We start from the raw sequence: 23855 nt of genomic DNA, 5'->3' as shown, positions 1-23855 counted from the left end.
GGCGACGCGTCACGGCGCGTCGCCCACCCCCCCTTTGCCACCTGGGGTTTTCTCCCCGTCACGGCGACGCCCCCGGCGGTGTCCGGATTGTTGCTGTGATTGTTGACAAAAGTGTTGACGTTTTTGGTCGCAGATCCTTAGCGTCTACGCACCACGGGTCAGCAGCACGAGCCGCGTCGACCCCCTCTACCGCTTCCCCTCCAGGGAACGCATCCTGGACGAGAGGAAAACAAAGATGTCCTCCTCAACCGCCCTGTCCGCTCGCGGCAGCAAACTGGCTCAGCTGGTGATCGGCCTGTGCTGGCTGGCCGTGCTCTTCGACGGCCTCGACATGTTCATCTACGGCTCGGTGCTGCCCCACCTGCTGGAGACGAAGACCTTCGGCATCACTCCGGACAAGGCCGGCGACCTCGGCTCCTACGCCACCTTCGGCATGCTGGTGGGCGCCCTCACCGCGGGCACGATCGCGGACCGGATCGGCCGCAAGCAGCTGATGATCGCCTGCGTCACGCTGTTCTCGCTCGCCTCCGGCATCTGCGCGATCTCCGGCAGCCTCACGGTCTTCGGCCTCGGCCGCACCCTGGCCGGCATCGGCCTCGGCGGGCTGCTGCCGACCGCGATCAGCATGGTCTCCGACTACGCCAGGGGCGGCCGGATCGCCATCACCATCGGCGTGCTGATGACCGCCCACCACGCGGGCGGCATCCTCTCCGCCTACGTCGCCAAGTGGCTGGTCGACCCCTACGGCTGGCGCTCCGCCTTCTGGGTCTGCGTGCTCCCGCTGCTCTTCGTCCCCGTCCTGCTGAAGCTCCTGCCCGAGTCGCTGAGCTTCCTGGTCGCCAAGGGCCGCACCGAGGAGGCCACCGCCCTGGCCGACCGCTACGAGGTCGAACTGCCCGCCGTCGCCGCCAAGAAGACGACCGCCGACCGCTGGGACGCGCTGCTCAACCTGTTCCGCGGCGGCGAGTGGCTGCAGACCCTGCTGTACTGGCTGGCCTCCTTCGGCGGCCTGCTGCTGGTCTACGGCGTCGCCACCTGGCTGCCGACCCTGATGCGCACCGAGGGCTACGAGCTCGCCAACGCCCTGACCTTCGTCGTCGTCTTCAACATCGGCGGCATCGTGGGCATGCTGGTCGCCGGGCGGTCCGCCGACCGGTTCGGCGCCCCGCGCATCGCGGCGATCTGGTTCGCCCTCACCGCCGCCGGCGTCTACCTGCTCAGCGTCCACATGCCGATGGGCGTGACCACCCTGGTCGTCTTCCTGACCGGCGTCTTCCTCAACAGCGCCCAGACGATGATCTACGCGACGGTCTCCATCCGCTCCACCCCGGACAACCGCGCCACCGCCGTCGGCTGGACCTCCGGCATGGGCCGCTTCGGCGCCGTCTTCGGCCCCTGGCTCGGCGGCCAGCTGCTCGCCGCGGGCAACGGCGACTGGGGCTTCACCGCCTTCGCGCTCGCCGGTGTCTCCTCGATGGTGTTCATCGGCATCGCCGCCCTGCGCTCGGCCCGGCAGCCGCAGGCCAGCAACGACCAGGAGAAGCTGGTCGCCGCCCACTGACCGGTCCGCCCGGACCGGTCCGGCGCCGCGCCCCTTCCACGGGCGCGGCGCCTTCCTACTGCTCGCCGGCGGGCTCCGCCTCCACCCCGGTGCACGCCAGCTGTCCCCCGACCTCCGCACACGCCTCCACGCCCCGGGGGGCCGGCACCGCGAGCATCGGGCTGGTGTAGCCGACCGAGTCCTCGGCGGGGTAGCTCGCCGAGAGCACGTCCTGCCCGGCGCGGACCGAGACCTCCCGGGCGTGCGGGGCGTGCAGCCGCACCTCGGACCAGACGGTGCCGCAGGCGGGGGACCAGCGCAGCCGGACGTCGTAGGCAACACCGGTGACACGGCTCTTGGTCCGCGCGTCCCGGTCGCACGCCGACGCGTCCGGCAACTCGCCCTGGCAGGACCGGCCGTGACAGCGCGGCGCCGCCGACACCGGCTGCGCACCCGGCGTACCGCGCCGGTCCGTGACGGTCACGGCCGCCGCGGTCACCCCGGCCACGGCGAGCAGCGCGAGCGCGGTCAGTGGCAGCCGCCACCACCGTCTCGCCGGCGGCCTGTCCTGGACCGGTTGCACGGCCGGCGGCTCCTCGGTGGCCTCGCACAGAGCCAGTACGGCGACGGGATCGACGCCCGCGAGCCGGGCCAGGGCCTCCACCGCCGGGCGTGGCGGTCGTTTGTCGCCGGAGAGATAGCGGTGCCAGGCGGACTTGCTGTACGGGGTGCGGGCGGCCAGCGCCGCGAGGCTCAGTCCCGTACGCTCCTTCAGCTCGCGCAGACTCGCCGCCGGCGACTCGTCCGGTGGGGTGGTTCTCGCGCCTTCGGAGTGCGGCATGGTGCGTGCCTCGACTTCATTACGCTATGGGCGTTTCGCCCCTGTTGTCGGAATGGCTTCCCATCGGGACGGGGCCCGCAATCGGCGAACAGGTGTGAAGACGGTGAATCGAGGGGTGCATGCCGAAGGCCTGTTCGGGAAGCCGGGTTCCCGAACAGGCCTCTGCGGTCAGCGAGTGCGGCGGTAAGGGCCCGTCAGCACCACGGGACGGCGTGGCCGACCCGGACGTAGTGGGCGGAGACGTATCCCTTGTGGTGCGGGAGCCGGTACCAGGTGTGGTTGCCGCGCACCGAGCCGCCGTACGTCTTGCAGGTCAGCGGGACGAGGTGGTGGGTGCGGCGGTGGCTCACCACGCGGTAGCGGGTGCTCGGGCCGGAGCGCACGTTGAGCCGGACACGGTGCGTGGTCACCCGGCCGACGGTCCGGTACGTGTAGTGCCGGTGGTGGAGACGGTGGACCGCCGGCGCCGGCAGGGTGGTGTAGTTGTAGTACTGCACGATTCCCTGGGGCGCGGGGACCGGGGTGGCGGCGCTCGCGGTGGCGGCCCCGGCCGTGGGCAGGAACGCGAACACCGCGACCGTGGCCAGCAGGCCGTTCTTCAGGATCCGACGGGACATGGAAACCTCCGTGCTGTCGTGCTCGTGACCACGAAGCGTGATCACGAGTCGGAGCGTTTCCGTGCCGGACCGGCACCATGTCGTCCCCGCGTGCCCTGGAACGGCTGGGACGTCCCAGGGCACACCGGCCTCAGCCCATCTGGTCCTCGGCCGACAGGTGCTCGACCGTCTTTCCGGTGGCCGTGAAGGTGCGCGTGACATGTCCCGACGAGTACACCCACAGGATCCGCAGCGGGGTGTCGCCGACGTTGCGGAACAGGTGGGGGACGGGGGACGGGACGTAGGTGGTGTCGAACCGCTCCAGCCGGGTCACCTCGCCGTCCACCCACACCTCCGCCTCGCCCTCCAGGACGGTGACGTGCTCGTCGCAGTTGTGCGAGTGCAACGGCGCCCCGGAGCCCACCGGGTAGACGCTCATCCCGCTGGTGATGAGGTTCTCCCCGCCCGCCGACGGCGTGGTGATCAACGGTGTCGTCACGACCGCACCGCCCCGGTCCAGCAGGGGCACGGACGCGACCTTGATGATCGTGGTCATCCGGGGGTTCCTCTCCAGTACGACGTACCTGACTCGCCGACCGACGGTAGGCCGCGCACGCGCGAACGGGTGCCCCCTGGCGTGCAGTTTTACCTTGCGCTCCGGGAGGTGTGAGCGTCCGCGACGCGGCTGTAGCGTCACCTCGCAATCCACGGCCGCCGGAGAGAGAAGGCAGGTACCGGCCCCATGAGGCTCCCCGTTCTGAGTGAAGACGACATGGACCCGCGCCAGCAGGAGCTGGCCGCCCGGATCGCGGGCCGCCGCGGCGCCGTGCGCGGCCCGTTCCGGGTCTGGCTGCACAGCCCGGAGATGTGCGAACGCGCGGAGTCCCTCGGCGCCTTCGCCCGCTTCGACTGCAGCCTCCCCAAGCACCTGCGCGAACTGACCCTGCTGATGGCCGCCCGCAACTGGGACGCCCAGTACTCCTGGAACGCCCACGTCCACCAGGCGATCGAGGCCGGCATCCCGGAGGCGGCCGTGCAGGCCGTCGCCGAGAAGCGCGAGGCGGCCTTCGAGGACGAGGCCGACCAGGCGTTCTACCAGTTCTGCCGGGAGGTCCTGGAGGAGCACTTCGTCACCGACGAGACCTTCGCCCGCGCCCTGGCCCATTTCGGCCCCAAGGGACTGGTCGACACGATCGGCGCGCTCGGCAACTTCACCATGCTCGGCATGTGCCTCAACACCTTCCAGGTGGACCTCCAGGCCGACAGGGAGCCGCCGTTCCCGGACATCCGCGGCTATGGCCGGATCGCCCCGGAGGAAGCCCGATCCGGGGCCTGACCATGAGAAACGCGACCGATCTTTTAAGCCGGGAGGCGTTGACAGGATTGCCGACATTCGATTTGTGTGGGTGACCAGCGCGGGCGAGCCGCACGCGCGTTCGGAGGAAAAATGGATCGCTTGCTCCTCATGCACAGCTTCGTGACCGTCGCCCAGGTCGGCAGTTTCAGCGGGGCCGCCAAGAAACTGGGTTCGTCCGGCTCCCTGGTGTCCCGGCACGTGGCGGAGCTGGAGCGGCAGATCGGCGTACGCCTGGTCAACCGCACCGCCCGTTCCGTGAGCCTCACCGAGCCAGGCCAGCGGTACGCCGAGTTCGCCGCCCGCATTCTCGACGAGATCGAGGCCGAGGACGCCGGAATCGCCCAGCTCCACGACCGGCCCGAGGGCACCCTCAGCGTCATCTGCCCGAAGTGGATAGGCAGCCTCGACCTCGGGGACGCCATCGCCGCTTTCTCGGCGACGCATCCGAAGATCCAGGTCAGGTTCGAACTCGGCGGGATGTCGGACCGCACGTACGACTTCCTGGACAGCGGATTCGACGTCGCCTTCCACACCCGGGACCTGAGGGACTCCAGCGTCCGGCTGAAGAAGATCTCCTCACTGCCGTTCGTGCTGTGCGCCTCCGCGGAGTACATCGAACGGTGCGGGACGCTCACCCACCCGAACGACCTCGCCGCCCACGACTGCCTGGTGCACCTCAACGACCCGGTCTGGCGGATCGGCCACGGGCACGCCAGCACCCTGCACAAGATCCGCAACATCGCGTTCTCGTCCAACTCCTACATCGCCCTGCAGAAGGCGGCGGTGCACGGCCGCGGCATCGCCCTGCTGCCCCAGCGCCCGGTCTACGACGACCTCGTCTCCGGCGCCCTCCAGGTGCTGCTGCCCGACCTCGCCGTACCCGACCGCCCGCTGTACGCGATCTACGGCCCCGGACAGGACACCCCGCGCAAGATCAGCGTCTTCCTGGACTTCCTCGCCGAGTGGTTCGCACAGAACCCGATTCCCGCGATCCGGTCGTAACCGGGGCCGCAAGAAACGCTTGCGCATTCCGTAGAGCTCAGGCCATTGAGCCCCTCGCGAGCAGAAATCTACGCTCGCGAGGCGACCCGGAAACGAGGAATCCATGGGAATCCAGAGAATCGAATCGGTCACCTACGGCATCGACGACCTCGACGTATGTGTCCGGTTCTTCGACGACTTCGGGCTGTCGATGGTGGAACGGACCGACGAGCACGCGGTGTTCGAGACCCGTACCCGCCAGACCCTCCACCTCGACACCCGGCCGTCGCCGTCGCTGCCGCCCCCCGTCGAGGACGGGCCGACGCTGCGCGAGGTCGTCTGGGGCGTCGACACGCCCGAGGAGCTGGAGCGGCTGGTGGCGGCGGCGGGCCGGGACCGCGAGGTCCGGGAGAGCGCCGACGGCGTCCACCACACCGTCGACGAGACCGGCTTCGGCGTCGGGCTGACCCTGGCCCGCCCCGCACCGGCCCCGGTCACGCCCCGCCCGGCCAACACCCTCGGCAGCGTCACCCGCTGGAACACCGCCCTGGAGCCGATCACCCGGGTCCGCCCGCTGCGGATGTGCCATGTCGCCCTGAACATCCAGAAGAAGGGCCGCGAGGCGGCCGTCGGCTTCTACGTCGACCGGCTCGGGTTCCGCCCGACCGACGTGGTCGAGCCGATGGGCGTCTTCATGCAGGCCCCCGGCGACGACGACCAGCACACCATGCTGCTCTGCCACCGCCCCGACAGGGCGGGGATCAACCACATCGCCTACGAGGTGCCCGGCTTCGACGACGTCATCGAGGGCGGCAACCACATGATCGAGCAGGGCTGGCGGGAGGCCCGCAGGCTCGGTCGGCACACCATCGGCTCCAACGTCTTCCGCTTCCTGCACGCCCCGTGCGGCGGCCGCGTCGAGTACGCGGCCGACATGGACCGGGCCGACGAGAAGTACGGCACCCGGGTCCACGAGACGACCCCGCCGCACCACATCTGGGCCCTGCGCACCAACCGCGACCAGGAAGCCCCCACCGCGTCCTGACCCTGGTCCTGAACCTGAGAGGGCACCCCTGCATGACCACCGACCACGGCTATCCCGCCGTCCGCATGTACATAGGGGGCGAGTGGTGCCAGGGCGGCACCGGACAGACCGCTCCCGTCGTCAACCCCGCCACCGAGGAGACGATCGGCGAGGTCCCCCTCGCCACCCCCGCCGACCTCGACCGCGCACTCGAAGCCGCCGAGCACGGGTTCAGGGTGTGGCGGGCGACCTCCGTCGCCAAGCGCTCCGCGATCCTGGACCGCGCAGCCGACCTGATCGCCGAACGCGCCGCCGCCATCGGCCGCGTGATGACCCTGGAGCAGGGCAAGACCCTCGCCGAGTCGACGGGCGAGGCCAAGCGGACCGCCGACACGCTGCGCTGGCACGTCGAGGACGCCCGCCGCGCGTACGGCCGTATCATCCCGTCCGCGCCCGGCACGGTCCTCACCGTCCGCCGCGAACCGATCGGCCCCGTCGCCGCCTTCGTGCCCTGGAACTTCCCGGTCGGCGGCCCCAACCGCAAGATCTCCTCGGCCCTCTCGGCCGGCTGCTCGATCATCATCAAGGCCTCCGAGGAGACCCCGGCGACGGCCGCCGCCCTGGTGGCGTGCTACGCGGACGCGGGCCTGCCCGCCGGTGTGCTCAACCTCGTCTTCGGCGAGCCCGCCGAGGTCTCCGCCCACCTCATCGCCTCCCCGGTCACCCGGATGATCGCCTTCACCGGCTCGGTGCCCGTCGGCAAGCTCCTCGCCGCCGAGACCGGCAAGGTCATGAAGCCGTCCCTGATGGAACTCGGCGGCCACGCCCCGGTCATCGTCTGCGCCGACGCCGACCCCGGACAGGCCGCCCGCCGCGCCGCCCAGGCCAAGTTCTTCAACGCCGGCCAGGTGTGCACCTCGCCCAGCCGCTTCCTCGTCCACGAGTCGCTGGTCGAGGACTTCACCGCCGAGTTCGTGAAGGCCGCCGAGTCGGTCGTCGTCGGCGACGGACTGGAGCAGGGCACCACCATGGGCCCCCTCGCGAACGAACGCCGGCTTCGGTCGACGGAGCGGCTGACGGCGGACGCGGTACGCAGGGGAGCCACCGTCCGCACCGGCGGCGAACGGCTCGACCGCCCCGGGTACTTCTTCGCACCGACCGTGCTCACCGGCGTACCGGCGGACGCGGACCTGATGTCCGAGGAGCCGTTCGGACCGCTCGCGCCCATCGTGCCCTTCAGCGACCTCGACGACGCCCTCGCCACCGCCAACTCGCTGCCCTACGGCCTGGCCGCCTACGGCTTCACCAGGTCGGCCGCCACCGCCGAGAAGCTCTCGGACGGACTGGAGGCCGGCATCCTCTCCCTCAACCACTGCGGCGGCTCGGTCCACGAGGCGCCCTCCGGCGGGGTCAAGGACAGCGGGTACGGCCGGGAGGGCGGGCCGGAGGCGCTGGACGCCTACCTCGTCACCAAGCGCGTCTCCCACCTGCTGACGCCATGAGGTACGCGCGAGTCTCGGTGGAGGGCCGGGCGGTCTGGGGCCGGGTGCGGGAGACCCGTGTCGAACTGCTCGCCGGGTCACCGCTGGAGGGCGAGCCCGACGTCCTCGGCACGATCCCCGTCACCGGGGCCGTCTGGCTGCCGCCCGTCGTCCCGGGCGTGTTCTACGCCGTCGGCTACAACTACCCGCGGCACATCGCACACGCCAAAGCCGCGACCCCCGAGCGTCCCGAGGTCGGCTACCGGGCCAACAACGCGCTCACCGGCCACCGTTCCCCGATCGTCAGACCGGCCGAGGTGACCGGACGCTTCGAGGCCGAGCCGGAACTGGTCGCGGTCATCGGCCGCACGCTCCGGTACGCCGGCCGCGACGAGGCCCGCAAGGGGGTGTTCGGCTGGACCATCGGCAACGACGTCAGCGCCCGTACCTGGCAGCACCAGGACCGCACGTTCTGGCGCAGCAAGAACAGCGACACGTTCAAGCCGATGGGGCCGTGGATCGAGACCGAGGTCGACGCCCTCGCCCAGACGACCACCCTGAGCGTCAACGACGAGGTGCGCGCCACGTTCCCGACCGGGGACATGGTCTTCGACCCCTTCGACTTCATCGTGGAGATCACCCGGCACATCACCCTGCACCCCGGCGACGTGCTGTGGATGGGCGCCGAGTCCACCTGCCAGATCGAGCCCGGCGACACCGTCGAGGTCGCGATCAGCGGTATCGGCGCGCTGTCCAACCCCGTACACCTGGAAGGCAACCACTCATGACCGCGGAACCCCGCTACATCCACCACGTCAACTTCCCCACCACCGACCCCGACCGCACCGCGGCCTGGTACACCAAGGTCTTCGGGATGAAGCGCATCATGCCCAAGTCCAACACGCGGGTCGTCCTCATGACCCGGGGCACCTTCGACCTGCACTTCACCCCTGTCGAGGAGATGGAGCGCATGGCGCCCTACCACTTCGCCGTCGAGGTCGACGACTGGGACGACTTCCTCGCCCACCTCAAGGACCTGGGCATCCGGCACACCCGGCCGATCGAACGCCCCGAGAACCAGTCCAAGTTCTGCTACATCCACGACCCCGACCACACCATGATCGAGCTCGTCTACCACAGCCGCCGCCCCAACTAAGCGCATCAGTACGGGAGTTCACCCCATGCCCCTCGCCGACTCCGACGGCACCTCCATCTACTACGAGCGCCACGGCAGCGGCCCGGCGATCCTGTTCGTGCACGGCAGCGGCGGCCACCACGCGGCCTGGTGGCAGCAAGTGGCCGCACTGCGCGAGGAGTTCACGGTCGTCACCGTGGACCTGCGCGGCTTCGGCAAGTCCGACTCGTCGATGGCCGAGTTCGACGGCCAGGACTTCCCCGGTGACGTGGTCTCCGTCCTCGACCAGGAGGACATCACCGACGCCATGCTGGTCGGCCAGTCCATCGGCTCCGTCGCCGCCCTGCGTGCCGCGCTGCTGCGCCCCGAGCGGGTCTCCTCGGTCGTCCTCGGCCACTCCCTCGGCGGCATCAGCCACCCCGAACTGAAGGAACTCGCCGCCGCCGACCGCGCGGAGGCCGTCAAGCTGCCCGTCATCGACCGGCTGCTGACCAGGCCGTTCCAGCAGGAGCGGGCCGATCTCACCTTCCTCTTCCAGCAGATGGGCACGTTCAACGTGGCCAGGATGCAGGACCTGCGCAACCTCGACACCGACGGCCCGACCCTGGACGAGATCCGGGCCTCCGGCGTGCGGGTCGCCTTCCTCGCCGGGGAGAAGGACGCCGTTCTCAGCGTCAAGACGGTCACCCGCGCCCACGAACTGCTGCCCGGCTCGCACCTGGAGATCGTCCCGGACGCCCCGCACTCCATGTACTGGGAGACACCCCAGCCGTACAACGCGGCCGTCGCCCGGCTCCGCCGCACCCTCACCGCACCGAAGGAAGCAGCATGACCAGCCTCACCCTGGCCGCCGCCGAGGAGATCATCGGCGCCGCCCACCAGCGTGCCCAGGAGATCGGCAAGGCGGTGAGCGTCGCCGTCGTGGACGCCGGCGGCTTCCCGATCGCCATCCGCCGCCTCGACGGCGCCCGACCGCTCACCCCCGACATCGCCCGCGCCAAGGCCTACACCGCGGCGATCATGCAGCGCCCCGGCACCATGCTGAAGAAGTGGCAGGAGTCCCAGCCGGTCTTCTTCTCCCAGCTCTCCCAGCTCCCCGGCGCCGCCCTGCCGATCATGGCCACCGAGGGCAGCCTCACCATCAAGAAGGACGGCGAGATCATCGGCGGGCTCGGCATCGCCGGCGGCACCGCGGACGAGGACCAGAGGATCGCCGAGGACGTCCTGAAGGCCCTCGGCTACGAACTGGAGTTCGCCGCGTGGGGCGTCGCCGGCTCCGGCGGAAAGGACTGACACCATGGCGGACACGTTCAACTACCGCATCGACCACCACGGCAGCCTGGTCCGCCCGGCCGGCCTGTCCATCGCCGACCCGGAGGCCGTCGACGCGGCGGTCCAGGAGGCCGTCGCCTACCAGCGCAAGCTGCGCTCCACCGTCGTCACCGACGGCGACTTCCCCCGCGAGGACTTCCGCAGCGCGGTCCTCGACGGCGTGTCCGGCTTCCGCCGTACCGACGAGGCGGACCCGGACGGGCTGGTCCGCTGGATAGCCGAGTCCCTCCCCAAGGCCAACGGCCCGCTGCTCGCCGACCGGTCCGCCAGGCTTGCCGAACTGACGGTGATCGCCCCGAAGGCCACGCTGCCCTCCCCGGCGTACCTTGCGGCCACCACCTTCCAGCCGGGCCTCGGCATCTCCTCGGCCCGGGAGCTGGGCGAGGCCCTCGCGGAGATCGTCCGCGCCGAGATCGAACTGCTGGTCTCGAAGGGCGTCCGCCTCATCCAGCTCGACAACCCGCTCCTGCTCGCCCAGTTGAGCACCGACCCGGCCGACCCCGGCGCCCTGCCCTTCACGGACGCGCTGGCTGTCGATTCCCTCGCAGTACGGCTGGACGAGCGCCCGGAGAGCGTCCGCATCGGCATCGCCCCCGGCTGGTCGGCCCCGGCCGAGGTGGACCGGGCGCGCGCCGAGCAACTGTACGCGGGCATCGCCGCCGACCGCTGGATCCTCCCCTTCGCCGAGGGCACACAGGCCGAACTGGACCTCGTCAGGGCACTCCCGGACGACCGCGACTTCTGCCTGGGCGTGGTCGACGCGACGGTGCCCGAGCTGGAGGACATCGACACGGTGATGTCCCGTGTCGACGCGGTCGGTGAGTTCAAGGACCTGGAGGACGGCGCGGTGTCCCCGTCCCGGGGCTTCGCGGACGTGGCGTCGCGGCCCCTGCTGACCGCGGAGGACCAACGCCGCAAGCTGGTGCTGGTCGAGACCATCGCCCGGTACTGCTGGGGCAACGAGTTCTGACCGCTGGTCAGACGTCCGCGGCGCCGTCGTGGCCGGTCGCGCAGTTCCCCGCGCCCCTGCTTGTGCTTTTAGGGGCGCGGGGAACTGCGCGAGCAACCACACACAACCCGTGCCCGGAAACGCAACCTTGGCCCGGTGGACGCTAGACAACCTCCGCAAAAGTCACCGTGCGCTCCACGAGCAACGGCCACACCACCCCCACGACGACCTCCTTGAAGTGCTCGGCCGCCTTGTGCGCCTCGAACCCCTCTCGGTCGACGTACCGCTCGTACAACAGGAACCCACCCGGCTCGCCCTCCACCACGTGCACCTCGTACATCAGGTTCGCGGGCTCCGTCCGCGTGGCCTCCCGCGCCTTCAGCAGCGCGGCACGCACCGCGTCCGCGTCGGCGGGTGCGCAGCGATAGTGGGCGACGACTGTGTACGCCATCCGCTTTCTCCTCGTCTCCTCGGGGCTTGTCCGGCCCGCCCGATTCCAGCACGGATCATGCCCCCGTCGGCTCGCGCACAGCGCAATCAATGCCTGCCCCCACGGGGCTGGTGAACCCCCTCCCACATGGTGTGTCGTCGCAGACGGCCCGCACGGCCGGCACCGCGGACGACAAAGGAAGTGATCTCCATGCGCACTCTGGAAACCCTCTCCGGCGGGGAGTGGGTGAGGACCGGCGAATGGATCGACGTCCACGACCCGGCCGACGTCCGCACCCCCCTCGCGCGCGTTCCGGCCCTGTCCGCCAAGGACGTCACCCGGGCCTACGACCACGCCGAGCGCGGTTTCGCCGTCTGGCGGCGCACCAGCCCCTTCGAACGGGCCCGCATCTTCACCGAGGCGGCCCGGCTGATCCGGGAGCGGGCCGGGGAGATCGCCGCCGACGTCACCGCCGAGAACGGCAAGACCCTGGCCGAGGCGACCGGCGAGACCCTGAAGGCCGCCGACTTCCTGGAGTACTACGCCGGCCTCGCCCGCCAGGGCTACGGCACCCTCCTGCACGACGTGCGCCCGGACCACCGTACGCACACCCAGCGCGAGCCGATCGGCGTGGTCCTGGTGATCAGCCCCTGGAACGACCCGCTGATCACCCCGGCCCGCAAGCTCGCCCCGCTGCTCGCCACCGGCAACGCGGCCGTGTTCAAGCCGGCCACCGAGACCCCCCTGGCGGGGCTGCACTTCGCCCGGGCCCTGTACGACGCGGGCCTGCCCGCCGGTGTCCTCAACGTCGTCACCGGCCGGACCGCCGAGATCGAGGAGGCCCTCCTCGACGACCCCCGGATCGTCGGCGTCACCTTCACCGGCTCCAACGCCGTGGGCAACCGCATCCGGCGCCGCCTCGCCGACCGCAACGTCCGCTTCCAGGGCGAACTCGGCGGCAAGAACGCGTCGGTGGTGCTGCGCGACGCCGATCTGCCGGCCGCGGCGAAGGCCGTCGTGGCCGCCTCCTTCGGCCAGGCCGGGCAGCGCTGCACGGCGACCAGCCGGGTGATCGTCGAGCAGCCGGTGTACGACGAGTTCGTCCCGCTGCTGGTCGCGGAGGTGCGGGCGCTGGCCGTCGGCCCGGGCACGGATCCGGCGACCACCCTGTGCCCGCTGTCGAGCCCGAAGCAGCGCGACAGCGTCCTCGCCGACCTGGGCAGGGCCGTGGAGCAGGGCGCGACCGTGCTCACCGGAGGCGGGGCGGACGCCGGGCGTCCGCACGGCTGCTACGTGGAACCCACCGTCCTCGCGGGCATCACCCCGCAGATGGCCGTCTGGCGGGAGGAGGTCTTCGGTCCCGTCCTCGCCGTCCGCGCGGTCGACGACTTCGACGCGGCCGTCGACGCGGTCAACGACTCCGGCTTCGGGCTCGCCGCCGCCGTGTTCACCCGCGACCTCGCCTCGGCGTACCGGTTCGCCGACGAGGCCGAGTGCGGACAGGTCGCGGTGAACACGACGACCACCGGCTGGGACGTCCACCTGCCGTTCGGCGGCTTCCACGACTCCGGCACGGGCTACAAGGAGCAGGGCGAGGAGGTCCTGAGGTTCTCCACGCGCGTCAAGACGGTGGCCGTCCACTTCGGTGCCCCGGGGCGGGCCCATGGCTGACGAGACGGTCGGTGTCGTCGGCGCCGGCATCGTGGGCCTGGCCACGGCCCGCGAGATCGCGCTGCGCCGCCCCGGCACCCGGGTCGTGGTCCTGGAGAAGGAGCCGGAGGTCTCCCGGCATCAGACCGGCCACAACTCCGGTGTGGTGCACGCGGGCATCTACTACACGCCCGGCAGCCTCAAGGCCGACCTGTGCGTGCGGGGCGTGTCCCTGCTGCGCGAGTACTGCCAGGACCGGCAGTTGCCCTTCGACGAGATCGGCAAACTGGTCGTGGCGGTCCGCGAGGACGAGCTGGGCCGGATGCAGAACCTGTACGAGCGGGCGAAGAACAACCACGTGCCGGAACTCCGGAAGATCTCGCGCGAGCAGATCAAGGAGCTGGAGCCGCACGTCGGCGGTGTCGCCGCCCTGTACTCCCCGCGCACCGCGATCACCGACTACCCGGCGGTCGCCCGCGCGTTCGCCAAGGACGTCGTCGACTCGGGCGGCGAGGTGCGCCTCGGCTTCCCGGTCACCTCGATCACCACCGTGCCCGGCGGCATCGAGGTCGCCTCCGGCCAGGACCTGGTCCGCGTGGACCGGCTGATCCTCTGCGCCGGCCTCCAGTCCGACTCCGTCGCCAGGCTGGCGCAGGACGGGCGGGAGCCCCGGATCATCCCCTTCCGCGGCGAGTACATGCTGCTCAAGCCGGACCGGACCCATCTGGTGCGCGGCCTCGTCTACCCGGTGCCCGACCCGCGCTACCCCTTCCTCGGCGTGCACTTCACCCCGCGTGTCGACGGCTCGGTGGAGGTCGGCCCCAACGCCGTCCTCGCCCTCGCCAAGGAGGGCTACCGGCGCAGCAGGGTGTCGCCCCGGGACCTGCTGGCCCTCGCCTCCTACCCGGGCGCCTGGCGGATGGCCGCCCAGCACTGGCGTACCGGCATCAAGGAGTACCGCGGCTCCTTCTCCGCCGCCGCCTTCATGAAGGACGCGGGGCTGTACGTCCCGGGCGTCGGCGTCCGTGACGTGGTGCGCGGCGGCGCGGGCGTACGGGCCCAGGCGCTGGACCGCGACGGCACGCTCGTCGACGACTTCCGCATCCACCGGGTCGGCCGGATCACGGCCGTACGCAACGCCCCCTCGCCGGCCGCGACGGCCTCCATGGCGATCGCCGAACACATCACCGCGGCCGTCTTCGACGACGCCTGACACGGCGGCCGCATGCCCCGCGAACTGCGCACTTCCGCGCAACAACAGCTTGCGCTCCGGGATCTCCGCAAGAGCGCACCGGCCGCCTAGCGTTCCTTCCACACCGCCCCACCACCCCCTCCGAGAGAAAGAGTTCGGACATGTTCGTCGTCGACACGCAGATCCACATCTGGAAGGAAGAGACCCCGGACCGCCCCTGGGTGCCCGGCGCCCGGGAGCGGATCCGGCTCAACGGCCACCGCGAGGACCCCTTCTCCTACGAGGAGGCCCTGGAGCTGATGGACGAGGCCGGCGTGAACCGGGCGCTGATCCTGCCGCCGTCCTGGGAGGGCGATCGCATCGACTACGCCCTGGAGGCCTGCGAGGCCCACCCGGACCGGTTCGGCATCATGGCCCGCATCCCGCAGAACAAGCCCGAAGAGGGCAAGGCCATGCTCAGGGACTTCGCGCAGAACCCGCACGTGAAGGGCACCCGGCTGACCTTCCACCGGCCGCAGGACCGCAACTGGATGATCGACGGCACCAACGACTGGTACTGGCCGATCGCCGAGGATCTGCGCATCCCGACCATGGTCCACGCGCCGATCTGGAAGCGCGAGCTGGGCGAGATCGCCGCCAAGCACCCCGAGCTGAAGATCATCATCGACCACATGGGCATCATGGCCCGCTGTGTCGACGACGCGATCGGCTACTGGGTCTCGGAGACCGCCGACCTGCACGTCCACCCCAACATCTACGTCAAGGTGTCGGCGCTGCCGGGTTACTCCACCCAGCCCTTCCCGAACAACAACATCCAGAAGTACGTGCGCGAGATGGTCGACAAGATGGGCCCGCAGCGCTGCTTCTACGGCACCGACATCACCCGGCTGCTCGGCCACGGCATCACCTACACCGACACGATCGAGCAGTTCACCAAGCACTGGGACTTCACGGCCGAGGAGCTTGAATGGATCATGGGCCGCGGTATCTCCGAGGTCCTGAACTGGCCGATCGAGGGCTGAGGAAACACCGGCGATGACCAACAACCCACGGATCGACGGCGGGGACGCCGTCGTCTCCGCCTTCAACGCGGCGGGCGCCGACTACGTCTTCTGCTCCTCGGGGTCCGAATGGGCCCCGGTGTGGGAGGCACTGGCCCGCCGCCACCGCGACGGCGAGCCCGCCCCGCGCTACCTCGACCTGACCCACGAGACGGTCGCCGTCGGCATGGCGACCGGGTACGGGCTGATCGAGCGCCGCCCGCAGGGCGTGCTGCTGCACGCGGCGCCCGGCCTGCTCCAGGGCTCGATGGCCGTGCACGGCGCGCTGCTGGCCGGCGTCCCGATGGTGGTCGCCTCCTCGGAGTCGACGACGTACGGCGACGCCCCCGGGCACGACCCGGGCGGCCAGTGGTACCGCAACCTGTCGATCGTGGGTGGCCCGCACGGCATCGCCCAGCCGTTCACCAAGTGGTCCACCGAGGCCGCCAGCGTGCACACCCTCCCGGTCATGATCACCCGGGCGGCGGAGCTGGCCTGGCGCGCCCCGGCCGGACCGGCCTACCTGAACATTCCCCTGGAGATCCTCCTGGAGGAGTGGGACGGCCGCGAGGCCAGGCCCGTCGTCCCGCCGGGCTCGACGCACAGCTCGCCGGAGGAGGTCGACCCGGTCGCGCAGCTCATCCGGGAGGCGGCCAACCCCGTGATCGTCACCGAGACGGCGGGGCGCGAGGCCGGCGGCTTCGAGGCGCTGGTCGCCTTCGCCGAGGCCTGGAACATCCCGGTCGTGGAGCCGGACTCGGCGGTGTGCGGCAACTTCCCGCGCACCCACCCGCTGCACGCGGGCAGTGACATCGGCCCCTGGATGGACGAGGCGGACCTGATCCTCCTCGTCAACTGCCGGGCGCCCTTCTACCCGCCCTCCCGCCGACCCGCCAAGGCGAAGATCGTCGTCATCGACGAGGTCCCGCAACGCCCGCACGTCGTCTACCAGGTGCTCTTCGCCGACACCTACCTGGAAGGCAACGTCGCCAACACGCTGCGCCAGCTGGCCAAGCGGGCCAAGGACCTCGACGAGCGCGCGGTCGGGGTGCGCCGGGCGGCGCAGGAGGAACGGCACGCCGCCGAGCGGTCCGCGATCGCGGCGGCCGAGGCGAAGGCGGCCGAGGCCAGGGGCGTCGACCCGGTGCTGGTCGCCGCCACCCTGCGTACGCTGCTGCACGGGCAGGACGCGATCGTCGTCGACGAGACCATCACCCACAGCCGGGTCGTCAAGCGACATGTCCAGACCGCGGACCCGGACTCCTACTTCTACGTCCAGGGCGGACTCGGCCAGGGCATCGCGGTCGCCCTCGGTGTCAAACTCGCCGCGAAGGAACGGCCGGTGGTCCTCACCATCGGCGACGGCGCCTTCACCTACAACCCGGTGATCCCCTCGTACGACGCGTCGAACGCGTACGAACTGCCGCTGCTGATCGTCGTGTTCAACAACCGCGTCTACAAGTCGATGAACCTCAACCACCGCCGCTTCTACCCGGACGGCGCGGCCGCCGAGACCGGCGAGTGGCTCGGCACCGATCTGCACCGGCTGCCCCGGCTCGCCGCGTTCGCCGAGCCGTTCGGCATGCACACCGAGACCGTCGACACCTCGGAGGCGCTCGCGCCGGCGCTGGAACGCGCCCTCAAGGCCGTGGCCGAGGGCACGACCGCCGTCGTGGACGTCCTAGTCACCCGCTAGCCAGGAGACACACCGCAACCATGTCCAACACCCCCGCCAAGATCCTGGTGCCCGCCGACGACCTGCGCGCCTTCTCCGCCGCCCTCCTGGAGAAGGGCGGCCTGAGCGCCGAGCACGCCCGGACCACCGCAGACGTCTTCGTCTGGGCCGCGCAGCGCGGCGTCGACTCGCACGGCACCGCCCGCGTCCCCGCCTACCTGGACCTGCTCGCCAAGGGCGTCGCCAACGCGCACCCTGAGCTGACGGTCGAGTCGACGGCCCCGGCCGCCGCCGTCCTCGACGCCGACCGCGCCCCCGGCCCGGTCGCCCTGACCGCCGCCGCTGACGAAGCGGTACGGCGGGCCCGGGAGACCGGCATCGCCTCGGTCGGCGTCCGCCGCACCGTGCACACCGGCGCCATCGGCTACTACGTGTCCCGGATCGCCGAACAGGGCCTGGTCGGGCTCGGGTTCGTGGCCGGCATGCCCAACATGGGCTACACCGGCGTCAAGGGCGCGGCCGTCGCCACCAGCCCCCTCGCCATCGCCGTACCGGCCCGCGAACACGCCCCGCTGCTCCTCGACATGGCCACCGCCACCATCGCCCTCGGCAAGATCCGCCAGGCCAAGGCGAGCGGCACGCCGTTGCCGGAGGGCGCGGCCGCGACGGAGGACGGCACGCCGACGACCGACCCGGAGCTGGCGGTCATGCCGCTGCCCCTGGGCGGCGCGAAGGGCTCCGGCATGTCCCTCGCCTTCGAGCTCCTCACCAGCGTCCTCGTCGGCGCGCCGATCTTCGCGTCCTTCCACTCGGACGACCCGGCGGGCCGCAAGCACCGCCAGAACGCGCTCCTCATCGCCGTGGACCCGGCGGCCTTCGGCGACCCGGAGGCCTTCGTCGGAGCGGTGGACGACACGCTGAGCACCCTGAAGGGCCTGCCGGCGGCGGACGGCGCGTCCGGTGTGTTCTACCCGGGCGAGCGCAGCGCGGCGGTGGCCGAGGAGCGGGGGGCGAAGGGCATCCCGGTCGCTCCGAAGGTGTGGCGCGAACTGACCGAGCGCGCCGGGAAGCTGGGGGTGGAGGTGCCGGGGCTCGCGGGTTAGGGGCGGGTCTGCGCCACCCCGGACACGGTGGGCTGCCGGATGGTCGGCCCGCCGTCGCGCCCCGACTCTGAAGGCATGACCACCCACACACCCGGAAGAGCCTTACGCATCGGACTGGCGGCTGTCGCCTGTGCCGCGTTCCTCGGCGCCGTCGTCACCGCCCCGTCGGCCGCGGCCGCATCGGCGACCGGCGCTTCGGCGCGCGGAGAACTGCTGTCCGTCACCCCGGTGGGGCACCTCTCCCGCTCCGAGGTCGTCGCGGCCGTCGCATCGATCCCGTTCGACACCGCCCCCGTCCGCCACGGGGTGACCGGCTACCGCATCACCTACCGCACCGTGGACGCCGCCGGCCGGCCGACCACCGCCAGCGGGCTGGTGGAACTGCCCGACGGCGGCCTGCCCGAACTGCGGGTCATCTCCTACGGCCACGGCACCCAGGCCTACCGCGGCGGTGTCGCGTCGATGGTGGCGGGCAACGGCGACCGGGAGGCCGTCGAGTACTTCGCCTCCGCCGGCTACGCCGCAGTGGCACCCGACTACCTGGGCCTGGGCACCGGGCCCGGGACCCATCCGTACATGGACACGGCCACCGAGGCGACCGCCTGGATCGACATGCTGCGCGCGAGCCGCACGCTGGCCTCCCGGCACGGCCGCCGCCTCGACCCCGGCGTGCTCCTGACCGGCTTCTCCCAGGGCGGCACGGCGGCGATGGCCACCGGCAGAGCCCTCCAGAACGGCGCCGACCCGTACTGGAAACCCGCGGCACTGGCCCCCGTCAGCGGCCCGTACGACGTACGGCGCGCGGAGATCCCCGCGATGTTCCTGACCGGCGGCATGGATCCGGCCGAGGCCGCCTTCTACATGGGCTACTGGACGGTGTCGATGAACCGGCTGCACCACCTTTACGACTCGCCGTCGGAGGTCTTCCGGGCGCCGTACGACACCTTCGTCGAGGGGCTGTACGACGGCGAGCACACCGAGGAGAGCATCGCCGCGGAACTGCCGGACAGTCCGGCCGAGTTGCTGACTCCGCAGTATGTCCGGCGGCTGCTGCACCCCACCGGCGCGCTGCTGGCCGCGCTGCGCGACAACGACACGACCTGCCAGTGGCACCCGGACGTCCCGGTCCGCCTGTACGCGGCGGAGGGGGACCGGGACGCGGTGTTCGCCAACGCCCTGCACTGCCGGCGGCAGCTGCGCGCTCACGGGGCGGACGTGCCGCTGGTCGACGTCGGCGACACCGACCACGTCGGCTCGGTCATCCGCGCGATCCCGCAGGTGCTGGACTGGTTCGCCCGGCAGGACTGAGGCCGGGAGGTGGCCGGGGCCCTACCGGACCGTCCGCACATGGCGCGCGATGAGCGCATACGCCTCCCGCGCCTTGCCGTCGTCCTTGCCGTCGTACCCGTGGTCCACCCCCGCCACCTCGTGGTACTCCGCCAGCGCCGCCACCGCCTCCAGCCGCGCGGCGTACCGCTCACCCTCCGCCCTCAACAGGTCGTACTCGGCCGTGATCACCAGCGCCGGGGCGATCCCCGTCAGATCGGCCGTGTCGGACGGGTGGGCGGGGGAGACCAGCGGGTCGGCACGCCGCTTCGGCTCCGGGACGTACGCCGAGTTGAACACGTCGGCCATCCAGGGGCGCAGCATCGGCCTGGCGATGGCAGCGTGTTTGTCGGCGGCGTCCGTCACCAGGTCGAGCGGGGGATAGTGGAGGACCTGGAGGGCGATCGCGGGGCCGCCCTCGGCCAGCGCCTGCCGGGCCACCGCCGCCGCGAGCCCGCCGCCCGCGCTCTGCCCGCCGACGGTCAGCCGGGCGCCGTCCCAGCCCTGTTCGGCCGCGTGCTCGGCGACCCAGCGGACCACCTCGTAGGCCTGGCGCGGCGGAGCCGGGAAGGGGTGCTGCGGGGCGACGACGTAGTCGACGTTGACGACGGCCACCCCGGCCTCGGCGGCCAGGAACCGGCAGAGCGGGTCGTCGAGTTCGGTGAGCGACATGACGTAGCCGCCGCCGTGGAAGTTGACGTGCACCGGGGGAGCGGGGTCCGTGACCGGCGGCAGGTACACCGTGGCGCGGGCCGGGGCGACGGCCGTCGGGATGGTCAACGCGCGCACCGTGCGCGGGAGTTCGGGGAACCGGGCGTGCGAGGCGGCGTCGGAGCCCGGGCCGCTCGGGCGTCGGCCGGCGAACCCGGTCAGGCGCTGCAGGGTCTTCGCGGCGAGCGCGGCGGCCGAGGGGCGGGCCAGGAGGGACATGGGGCTCCGATCGGGAGGGGCCGGCACCACGGGGGCGGCACCCGGCGGGCGACGGATCGACCATCAGGAATCCTGGCGATCGCCGGGTGACGATAACCCCCGTTGCGAGCGTGGTGTCAAGCCCCGCGGCGATCAGCGATCAGCGGTCGTGCCGGTCCGGGCCGTCGTGGTCGTGGGGCGGGTGGCCGCAGGGGCCGTGTTCGGGCGGCGGTACCTGCAGCCCCGTGTCCCTGAGGGAGGTCACGCACGCGGCGAACTGGGCGCCCTCGATCATGTGCTCGCTGTCGGAGGCGGCCTCGGCCAGGCTCGCGCAGGACATCGCCAGCAGCGCGGCGCCCGCGACCAGCGGCAGCGCGCGGCGCGGTGGCGGCGGGGCGAGCAGTGCCCGGACCCGCTGCGGCACCGCGCCCCCGGTCGCCGCCAGCGAGGCGCGGGTCGGGGCCTTGGCCGAGGCGAGGGCCGCCCGGCCCACCGCGCGGGCCACGACCGTGCGGTCCCCGAGGCGGGTGGCGGCCTCCTCGTCGGCCCAGCGCTCCAGCACGAAACCGCCGGTCTCCGCGAGCGGCCGCAGCAGCGGGCAGGCGGCGGCGGTGAGCCGCCAGGCGGTCTGGAAGAGATGGTGGCGGCCGCGCAGATGGGCCCGCTCGTGCGCGAGCAGCGCCTCCCGCTCGGCGTCGCCCAGGCAGCGCAGCATCCCGTGCGAGACGACGATCCGGCCCGGCGCCCCCGGGAGTGCGAAGGCGTGCGGTGACGCGTCGTCGAGCACGGCCAGCTCCAGGTCCCCGGGCAGCCGTGCGCACTCCCGGCGCGCCCAGAGCAGATGCCGTATCTGCCGTACGGCGGCGACCGCGAGGCCGGTGAGGGAGGCGAGCAGGGTGACCGTCGCGAGCGCGGACACGGTGAGGTACACGGGGTCGTCCGCGCGCAGCGCCGTCACCGACCAGCGGCCCTCCTCCGCGACCTCGGGGATCTGCGCCAGCCCGGTGAACGCCAGCAGCGCCAGCGAGCCCAGCCAGCCGAGCGCCGTCACCAGCGCGCCGCCGGCCAGCGCCCACGCCGCCGGGCGCGGCGCGAACCGCCGGGCGAGCCGGGGTGCGACCACCGCGAGGACCACGGTGACCAGGAAGGGGACGTAGACGCTGACGGTCATCGGCTCACGGTCCTTCGTCGGCGGGGCCGCCGTCGTGTTCCCCGAGCAGGCGTTGCAGCAACTGCTCGTCCTCCTCGGAGAGTTCGGAGACGAACCGGGCGAGCACGGCCTCCCGGTCGGATCCGCGCTCCAGCAGGGTGTGCATGCGCTGGGCGGTGTCGGACGCCTCGTCCCGCACCGGCGCGTACGCGTAACCGCGGCCCGCCCGGTGCCGTACCAGGGTGCCCTTGTCGTGGAGCCGGGACAGGATCGTCAGCACGGTCGTGTAGGCGAGGTCCCCCGGCAGCCGGTCCTGGACCTGCCGGGCGGTCAGCGGCTCGGAAGCGGCCCACAGGGCGGCCAGCACACCGCTCTCCAGCTCGCCGCGGGCCCGTCGGCCGGTTGCCTCGCCGGTCTCGTCGATCTTCCGGTCGTGCACCGTTCACCGTCCTTCAACCAGCGTTCGAGGTCACAGCCTACCGGGACTGCTACTACGGCATGTAGAACCGGGGCCGCGCGGCCGTGAGCTGCGCGAAAGCGATCTACTACAAGTTGTACGAGATTACCTACTACATGTTGTAGAGTTTCGCCGCTCCACTCCACCTGCGGAGTCTCTGCGGAGGAACCCACCCATGCCCCACCTCGGAAGTACGGTGCATCTGCGCGCCCTGGCGGCCGCCGCCCTGCGTCCCCGCCCCGTCCCGGTGCCCCGGCGCGCGACGCCAGGCGAGCGCGTCGTGATCGTCTCCGCGAGCATCGGCGCGGGCCACGACGGCGCCGCTCGCGAACTGGAGCGCCGGCTGACGGCGGCCGGTGTCACGGTCGACCGGTACGACCTGCTCGACCTGCTGCCCGCCCGGCTCGGCCGGACCGTCCGCGACGGCTACCACCGGATGCTCGTCCGGGCGCCCTGGATCTACCAGCGCGTCTACTCCAGCACCGAACGCGCCGGAGGCGGCGGCCCGCTGGCCCGCGCGCTGCTGCGCACCGCCGAGAACCGCATGCTCGACGCCCTCCCCGCCGACACCGGCGCCGTCGTCTCCACCTACCCCGGCGCCAGCCGCGTCCTCGGCAGGCTGCGGCTCGGCGGGCGCCTCGGCGCACCGGTGTTCACCTATCTCACCGACTTCTCGGTGCACCCGCTGTGGGTGGCCGAGGGCGTCGACGTGCACCTCGCCGCCCACGCCGTGCCCGCCGCCCAGGCCCGCGCCCTGGGCGCCCGGGACGTCCGGGTGGGCGGCCCGGTGGCCGACCCGCGCTTCTGCCCCGCCGACGCCGAGCGGCGCCGGGCGGCCCGGGCCCGGTTCGGGCTGCCCGCGGACACCCCGCTGGCGCTGCTGGTCGCCGGCTCCTGGGGGGTCGGCCCGGTCCGGCAGGTGGCCCTGGAGCTGCGCGACTGCGGCGCGGCGGCACCGGTCGTCGTCTGCGGCCGCAACGAGGCCCTTGCCGAGCAACTGCGCGCCGACGGCATCGAGCACGCCTACGGGTGGGTCGACGACATGCCGGGCCTGATGCACGCGGCCGACGTGCTGGTGCAGAACGCCGGCGGGCTGACCTCGCTGGAGGCCTTCGCCGCCGGACTGCCCGTCGCCAGCTACCGCTGCATACCGGGCCACGGCCTCACCAACGCGGCGGCGCTCGACGAAGCCGGGGTCGCCGCCTGGATCCGCGACCCGGACCAGCTCAAGGACGTGCTCGGGGACCTGATCGACGGCCCCCGCGGCCTGCTGCAGCGTGAGGCGGGCCGCGCCCTGTTCGCCGCCGCCGGAGCAGGCCCCGCGGACGAGATAGCCCGCGCCTGCCGCGCGACCGGCCCGCTGCCGGCCCCGCTCGGCCTCGACCTGCCGTCACCCCCGGCCGCGAACGCCCCCGGCATCGCGCCCGCACCGCGCGGTCCCCGCCCGGCCGTCCGGCGCCTCGCCGCAAGTGTCGCCGTGGCCTGTGCCGTCTGGGCCGGTGCGGTCGGCACCGCGGTCGCCACGACCGGCAGCGGCTCGGGAGTCATCCACGCCATCGGCCACACCCTGGACCTCGACGACGACGCTCCCCTCGGTTCCCCGCAGCAACCGGACCACCACTCGTGACCCGCGCACCCGGCTCCGGTACGACCCCGCACCCCGCCCGCCCGACGGAAGGGCCCCGCC

At 72.1% G+C, this 23855-nt stretch carries 24 protein-coding genes; 17 read left to right on the top strand and 7 right to left on the bottom strand.

Going from position 1 to position 23855, the window contains the following annotated elements; translation table 11 throughout:
* The first annotated feature begins 235 nt into the window (after positions 1-235).
* Complete coding sequence (locus ABZ887_RS35150; protein WP_361298618.1) at positions 236-1561, top strand: aromatic acid/H+ symport family MFS transporter; 1326 nt, start codon at positions 236-238, stop codon at positions 1559-1561.
* Positions 1562-1616: 55 nt separating this feature from the next.
* Here the strand turns inward: ABZ887_RS35150 and ABZ887_RS35145 are convergent, their stop codons facing one another.
* The 3 genes from ABZ887_RS35145 to ABZ887_RS35135 all read right to left on the bottom strand — a co-directional run bounded on the left by ABZ887_RS35145 (position 1617) and on the right by ABZ887_RS35135 (position 3533).
* Positions 1617-2381 carry a DUF2690 domain-containing protein gene (locus tag ABZ887_RS35145; RefSeq protein ID WP_361298615.1) on the bottom strand — a complete coding sequence of 255 codons (765 nt, stop codon included), beginning with the start codon at positions 2379-2381 and terminating at the stop codon, positions 1617-1619.
* Between the two features lie 194 nt (positions 2382-2575).
* Complete coding sequence (locus tag ABZ887_RS35140) at positions 2576-2998, bottom strand: SH3 domain-containing protein (RefSeq protein WP_361298612.1); 423 nt, start codon at positions 2996-2998, stop codon at positions 2576-2578.
* 130 nt (positions 2999-3128) lie between these two features.
* Complete coding sequence (locus ABZ887_RS35135) at positions 3129-3533, bottom strand: cupin domain-containing protein (RefSeq protein WP_361298609.1); 405 nt, start codon at positions 3531-3533, stop codon at positions 3129-3131.
* Positions 3534-3749: 216 nt separating this feature from the next.
* Here ABZ887_RS35135 and ABZ887_RS35130 point away from each other — a divergent pair, with 216 nt between their 5' ends.
* The 9 genes from ABZ887_RS35130 to ABZ887_RS35090 all read left to right on the top strand — a co-directional run bounded on the left by ABZ887_RS35130 (position 3750) and on the right by ABZ887_RS35090 (position 11257).
* The gene (locus ABZ887_RS35130) at positions 3750-4313 is read left to right on the top strand and encodes a carboxymuconolactone decarboxylase family protein (protein ID WP_361298687.1); all 564 of its coding nucleotides are present in this window, start codon (positions 3750-3752) and stop codon (positions 4311-4313) included.
* 111 nt (positions 4314-4424) lie between these two features.
* Positions 4425-5336, top strand: a complete 912-nt coding sequence (locus ABZ887_RS35125) for a LysR family transcriptional regulator (RefSeq protein ID WP_361298606.1) — start codon at positions 4425-4427, stop codon at positions 5334-5336.
* Between the two features lie 103 nt (positions 5337-5439).
* Complete coding sequence (locus ABZ887_RS35120; RefSeq protein ID WP_361298603.1) at positions 5440-6360, top strand: VOC family protein; 921 nt, start codon at positions 5440-5442, stop codon at positions 6358-6360.
* 32 nt (positions 6361-6392) lie between these two features.
* Positions 6393-7841, top strand: a complete 1449-nt coding sequence (locus ABZ887_RS35115) for an NAD-dependent succinate-semialdehyde dehydrogenase (RefSeq protein WP_361298600.1) — start codon at positions 6393-6395, stop codon at positions 7839-7841.
* Entirely contained in the window at positions 7838-8608 is a 771-nt protein-coding gene (locus ABZ887_RS35110) for a fumarylacetoacetate hydrolase family protein (protein ID WP_361298597.1), read from the top strand. The genes ABZ887_RS35115 and ABZ887_RS35110 overlap by 4 nt, the downstream gene beginning before the upstream one ends.
* Positions 8605-8976, top strand: a complete 372-nt coding sequence (locus ABZ887_RS35105; RefSeq protein ID WP_361298594.1) for a VOC family protein — start codon at positions 8605-8607, stop codon at positions 8974-8976. The genes ABZ887_RS35110 and ABZ887_RS35105 overlap by 4 nt, the downstream gene beginning before the upstream one ends.
* A gap of 25 nt (positions 8977-9001) precedes the next feature.
* A complete protein-coding gene (locus tag ABZ887_RS35100) occupies positions 9002-9787 on the top strand; it encodes an alpha/beta hydrolase (protein WP_361298591.1) in 786 nt (261 codons plus the stop codon).
* Complete coding sequence (locus ABZ887_RS35095; protein WP_361298588.1) at positions 9784-10248, top strand: heme-binding protein; 465 nt, start codon at positions 9784-9786, stop codon at positions 10246-10248. Before ABZ887_RS35100 ends, ABZ887_RS35095 begins: the two co-directional genes overlap by 4 nt.
* 4 nt (positions 10249-10252) lie before the next feature.
* A complete protein-coding gene (locus ABZ887_RS35090) occupies positions 10253-11257 on the top strand; it encodes a methionine synthase II (cobalamin-independent)-like protein (protein WP_361298585.1) in 1005 nt (334 codons plus the stop codon).
* 142 nt (positions 11258-11399) lie between these two features.
* On the opposite strand, the gene ABZ887_RS35085 is transcribed toward ABZ887_RS35090, so the two are convergent.
* The gene (locus tag ABZ887_RS35085; RefSeq protein ID WP_361298582.1) at positions 11400-11687 is read right to left on the bottom strand and encodes a putative quinol monooxygenase; all 288 of its coding nucleotides are present in this window, start codon (positions 11685-11687) and stop codon (positions 11400-11402) included.
* A 189-nt stretch (positions 11688-11876) separates the two neighbouring features.
* On the opposite strand from ABZ887_RS35085, the gene ABZ887_RS35080 reads away from it, so the two are divergent.
* From ABZ887_RS35080 to ABZ887_RS35055, 6 genes are all read left to right on the top strand, one after another.
* Positions 11877-13337, top strand: a complete 1461-nt coding sequence (locus ABZ887_RS35080; protein ID WP_361298579.1) for an aldehyde dehydrogenase family protein — start codon at positions 11877-11879, stop codon at positions 13335-13337.
* Complete coding sequence (gene lhgO, locus ABZ887_RS35075) at positions 13330-14529, top strand: L-2-hydroxyglutarate oxidase (protein WP_361298576.1); 1200 nt, start codon at positions 13330-13332, stop codon at positions 14527-14529. Before ABZ887_RS35080 ends, lhgO begins: the two co-directional genes overlap by 8 nt.
* 140 nt (positions 14530-14669) lie before the next feature.
* Positions 14670-15530: an amidohydrolase family protein gene (locus ABZ887_RS35070; protein ID WP_361298573.1), complete on the top strand. Its 861-nt coding sequence runs from the start codon at positions 14670-14672 to the stop codon at positions 15528-15530.
* Between the two features lie 13 nt (positions 15531-15543).
* Positions 15544-17244 carry a thiamine pyrophosphate-dependent enzyme gene (locus ABZ887_RS35065; protein ID WP_361298570.1) on the top strand — a complete coding sequence of 567 codons (1701 nt, stop codon included), beginning with the start codon at positions 15544-15546 and terminating at the stop codon, positions 17242-17244.
* A 20-nt stretch (positions 17245-17264) separates the two neighbouring features.
* The gene (locus tag ABZ887_RS35060) at positions 17265-18326 is read left to right on the top strand and encodes an Ldh family oxidoreductase (protein ID WP_361298567.1); all 1062 of its coding nucleotides are present in this window, start codon (positions 17265-17267) and stop codon (positions 18324-18326) included.
* A gap of 75 nt (positions 18327-18401) precedes the next feature.
* Positions 18402-19634 carry a hypothetical protein gene (locus ABZ887_RS35055; protein ID WP_361298564.1) on the top strand — a complete coding sequence of 411 codons (1233 nt, stop codon included), beginning with the start codon at positions 18402-18404 and terminating at the stop codon, positions 19632-19634.
* A gap of 21 nt (positions 19635-19655) precedes the next feature.
* On the opposite strand, the gene ABZ887_RS35050 is transcribed toward ABZ887_RS35055, so the two are convergent.
* The 3 genes from ABZ887_RS35050 to ABZ887_RS35040 form a co-directional block, all read right to left on the bottom strand.
* Positions 19656-20582, bottom strand: coding sequence for an alpha/beta hydrolase fold domain-containing protein (locus tag ABZ887_RS35050; protein WP_361298561.1), 927 nt, complete (start codon positions 20580-20582; stop codon positions 19656-19658).
* A gap of 139 nt (positions 20583-20721) precedes the next feature.
* On the bottom strand, positions 20722-21732 hold the full coding sequence (locus ABZ887_RS35045) for a M56 family metallopeptidase (RefSeq protein ID WP_361298558.1): 1011 nt from the start codon (positions 21730-21732) through the stop codon (positions 20722-20724).
* A 4-nt stretch (positions 21733-21736) separates the two neighbouring features.
* Entirely contained in the window at positions 21737-22150 is a 414-nt protein-coding gene (locus ABZ887_RS35040; RefSeq protein ID WP_361298555.1) for a BlaI/MecI/CopY family transcriptional regulator, read from the bottom strand.
* A 193-nt stretch (positions 22151-22343) separates the two neighbouring features.
* On the opposite strand from ABZ887_RS35040, the gene ABZ887_RS35035 reads away from it, so the two are divergent.
* A complete protein-coding gene (locus tag ABZ887_RS35035) occupies positions 22344-23795 on the top strand; it encodes a glycosyltransferase (RefSeq protein ID WP_361298552.1) in 1452 nt (483 codons plus the stop codon).
* The last annotated feature ends 60 nt before the right edge of the window (positions 23796-23855 follow it).

The organism is Streptomyces sp. NPDC047061 (assembly GCF_040643955.1).
GTDB lineage: Bacteria > Actinomycetota > Actinomycetes > Streptomycetales > Streptomycetaceae > Streptomyces.
This window is presented reverse-complemented; position numbering and strand designations above follow the sequence as displayed.

Bases quoted from the DNA above. Each gene is read 5' to 3' on its own strand.
- ABZ887_RS35145 (WP_361298615.1), bottom strand. From the start codon at position 2,381: ATGCCGCACTCCGAAGGCGCGAGAACCACCCCACCGGACGAGTCGCCG.
- ABZ887_RS35090 (WP_361298585.1), top strand. From the start codon at position 10,253: ATGGCGGACACGTTCAACTACCGCATCGACCACCACGGCAGCCTGGTC.
- ABZ887_RS35120 (WP_361298603.1), top strand. From the start codon at position 5,440: ATGGGAATCCAGAGAATCGAATCGGTCACCTACGGCATCGACGACCTC.
- ABZ887_RS35045 (WP_361298558.1), bottom strand. From the start codon at position 21,732: ATGACCGTCAGCGTCTACGTCCCCTTCCTGGTCACCGTGGTCCTCGCG.
- ABZ887_RS35055 (WP_361298564.1), top strand. From the start codon at position 18,402: ATGACCACCCACACACCCGGAAGAGCCTTACGCATCGGACTGGCGGCT.
- ABZ887_RS35060 (WP_361298567.1), top strand. From the start codon at position 17,265: ATGTCCAACACCCCCGCCAAGATCCTGGTGCCCGCCGACGACCTGCGC.
- ABZ887_RS35135 (WP_361298609.1), bottom strand. From the start codon at position 3,533: ATGACCACGATCATCAAGGTCGCGTCCGTGCCCCTGCTGGACCGGGGC.
- ABZ887_RS35110 (WP_361298597.1), top strand. From the start codon at position 7,838: ATGAGGTACGCGCGAGTCTCGGTGGAGGGCCGGGCGGTCTGGGGCCGG.
- ABZ887_RS35100 (WP_361298591.1), top strand. From the start codon at position 9,002: ATGCCCCTCGCCGACTCCGACGGCACCTCCATCTACTACGAGCGCCAC.
- ABZ887_RS35115 (WP_361298600.1), top strand. From the start codon at position 6,393: ATGACCACCGACCACGGCTATCCCGCCGTCCGCATGTACATAGGGGGC.
- ABZ887_RS35150 (WP_361298618.1), top strand. From the start codon at position 236: ATGTCCTCCTCAACCGCCCTGTCCGCTCGCGGCAGCAAACTGGCTCAG.
- ABZ887_RS35140 (WP_361298612.1), bottom strand. From the start codon at position 2,998: ATGTCCCGTCGGATCCTGAAGAACGGCCTGCTGGCCACGGTCGCGGTG.
- ABZ887_RS35050 (WP_361298561.1), bottom strand. From the start codon at position 20,582: ATGTCCCTCCTGGCCCGCCCCTCGGCCGCCGCGCTCGCCGCGAAGACC.
- ABZ887_RS35065 (WP_361298570.1), top strand. From the start codon at position 15,544: ATGACCAACAACCCACGGATCGACGGCGGGGACGCCGTCGTCTCCGCC.
- ABZ887_RS35085 (WP_361298582.1), bottom strand. From the start codon at position 11,687: ATGGCGTACACAGTCGTCGCCCACTATCGCTGCGCACCCGCCGACGCG.
- ABZ887_RS35125 (WP_361298606.1), top strand. From the start codon at position 4,425: ATGGATCGCTTGCTCCTCATGCACAGCTTCGTGACCGTCGCCCAGGTC.
- ABZ887_RS35080 (WP_361298579.1), top strand. From the start codon at position 11,877: ATGCGCACTCTGGAAACCCTCTCCGGCGGGGAGTGGGTGAGGACCGGC.
- ABZ887_RS35130 (WP_361298687.1), top strand. From the start codon at position 3,750: ATGGACCCGCGCCAGCAGGAGCTGGCCGCCCGGATCGCGGGCCGCCGC.
- ABZ887_RS35095 (WP_361298588.1), top strand. From the start codon at position 9,784: ATGACCAGCCTCACCCTGGCCGCCGCCGAGGAGATCATCGGCGCCGCC.
- lhgO (WP_361298576.1), top strand. From the start codon at position 13,330: ATGGCTGACGAGACGGTCGGTGTCGTCGGCGCCGGCATCGTGGGCCTG.
- ABZ887_RS35105 (WP_361298594.1), top strand. From the start codon at position 8,605: ATGACCGCGGAACCCCGCTACATCCACCACGTCAACTTCCCCACCACC.
- ABZ887_RS35035 (WP_361298552.1), top strand. From the start codon at position 22,344: ATGCCCCACCTCGGAAGTACGGTGCATCTGCGCGCCCTGGCGGCCGCC.
- ABZ887_RS35070 (WP_361298573.1), top strand. From the start codon at position 14,670: ATGTTCGTCGTCGACACGCAGATCCACATCTGGAAGGAAGAGACCCCG.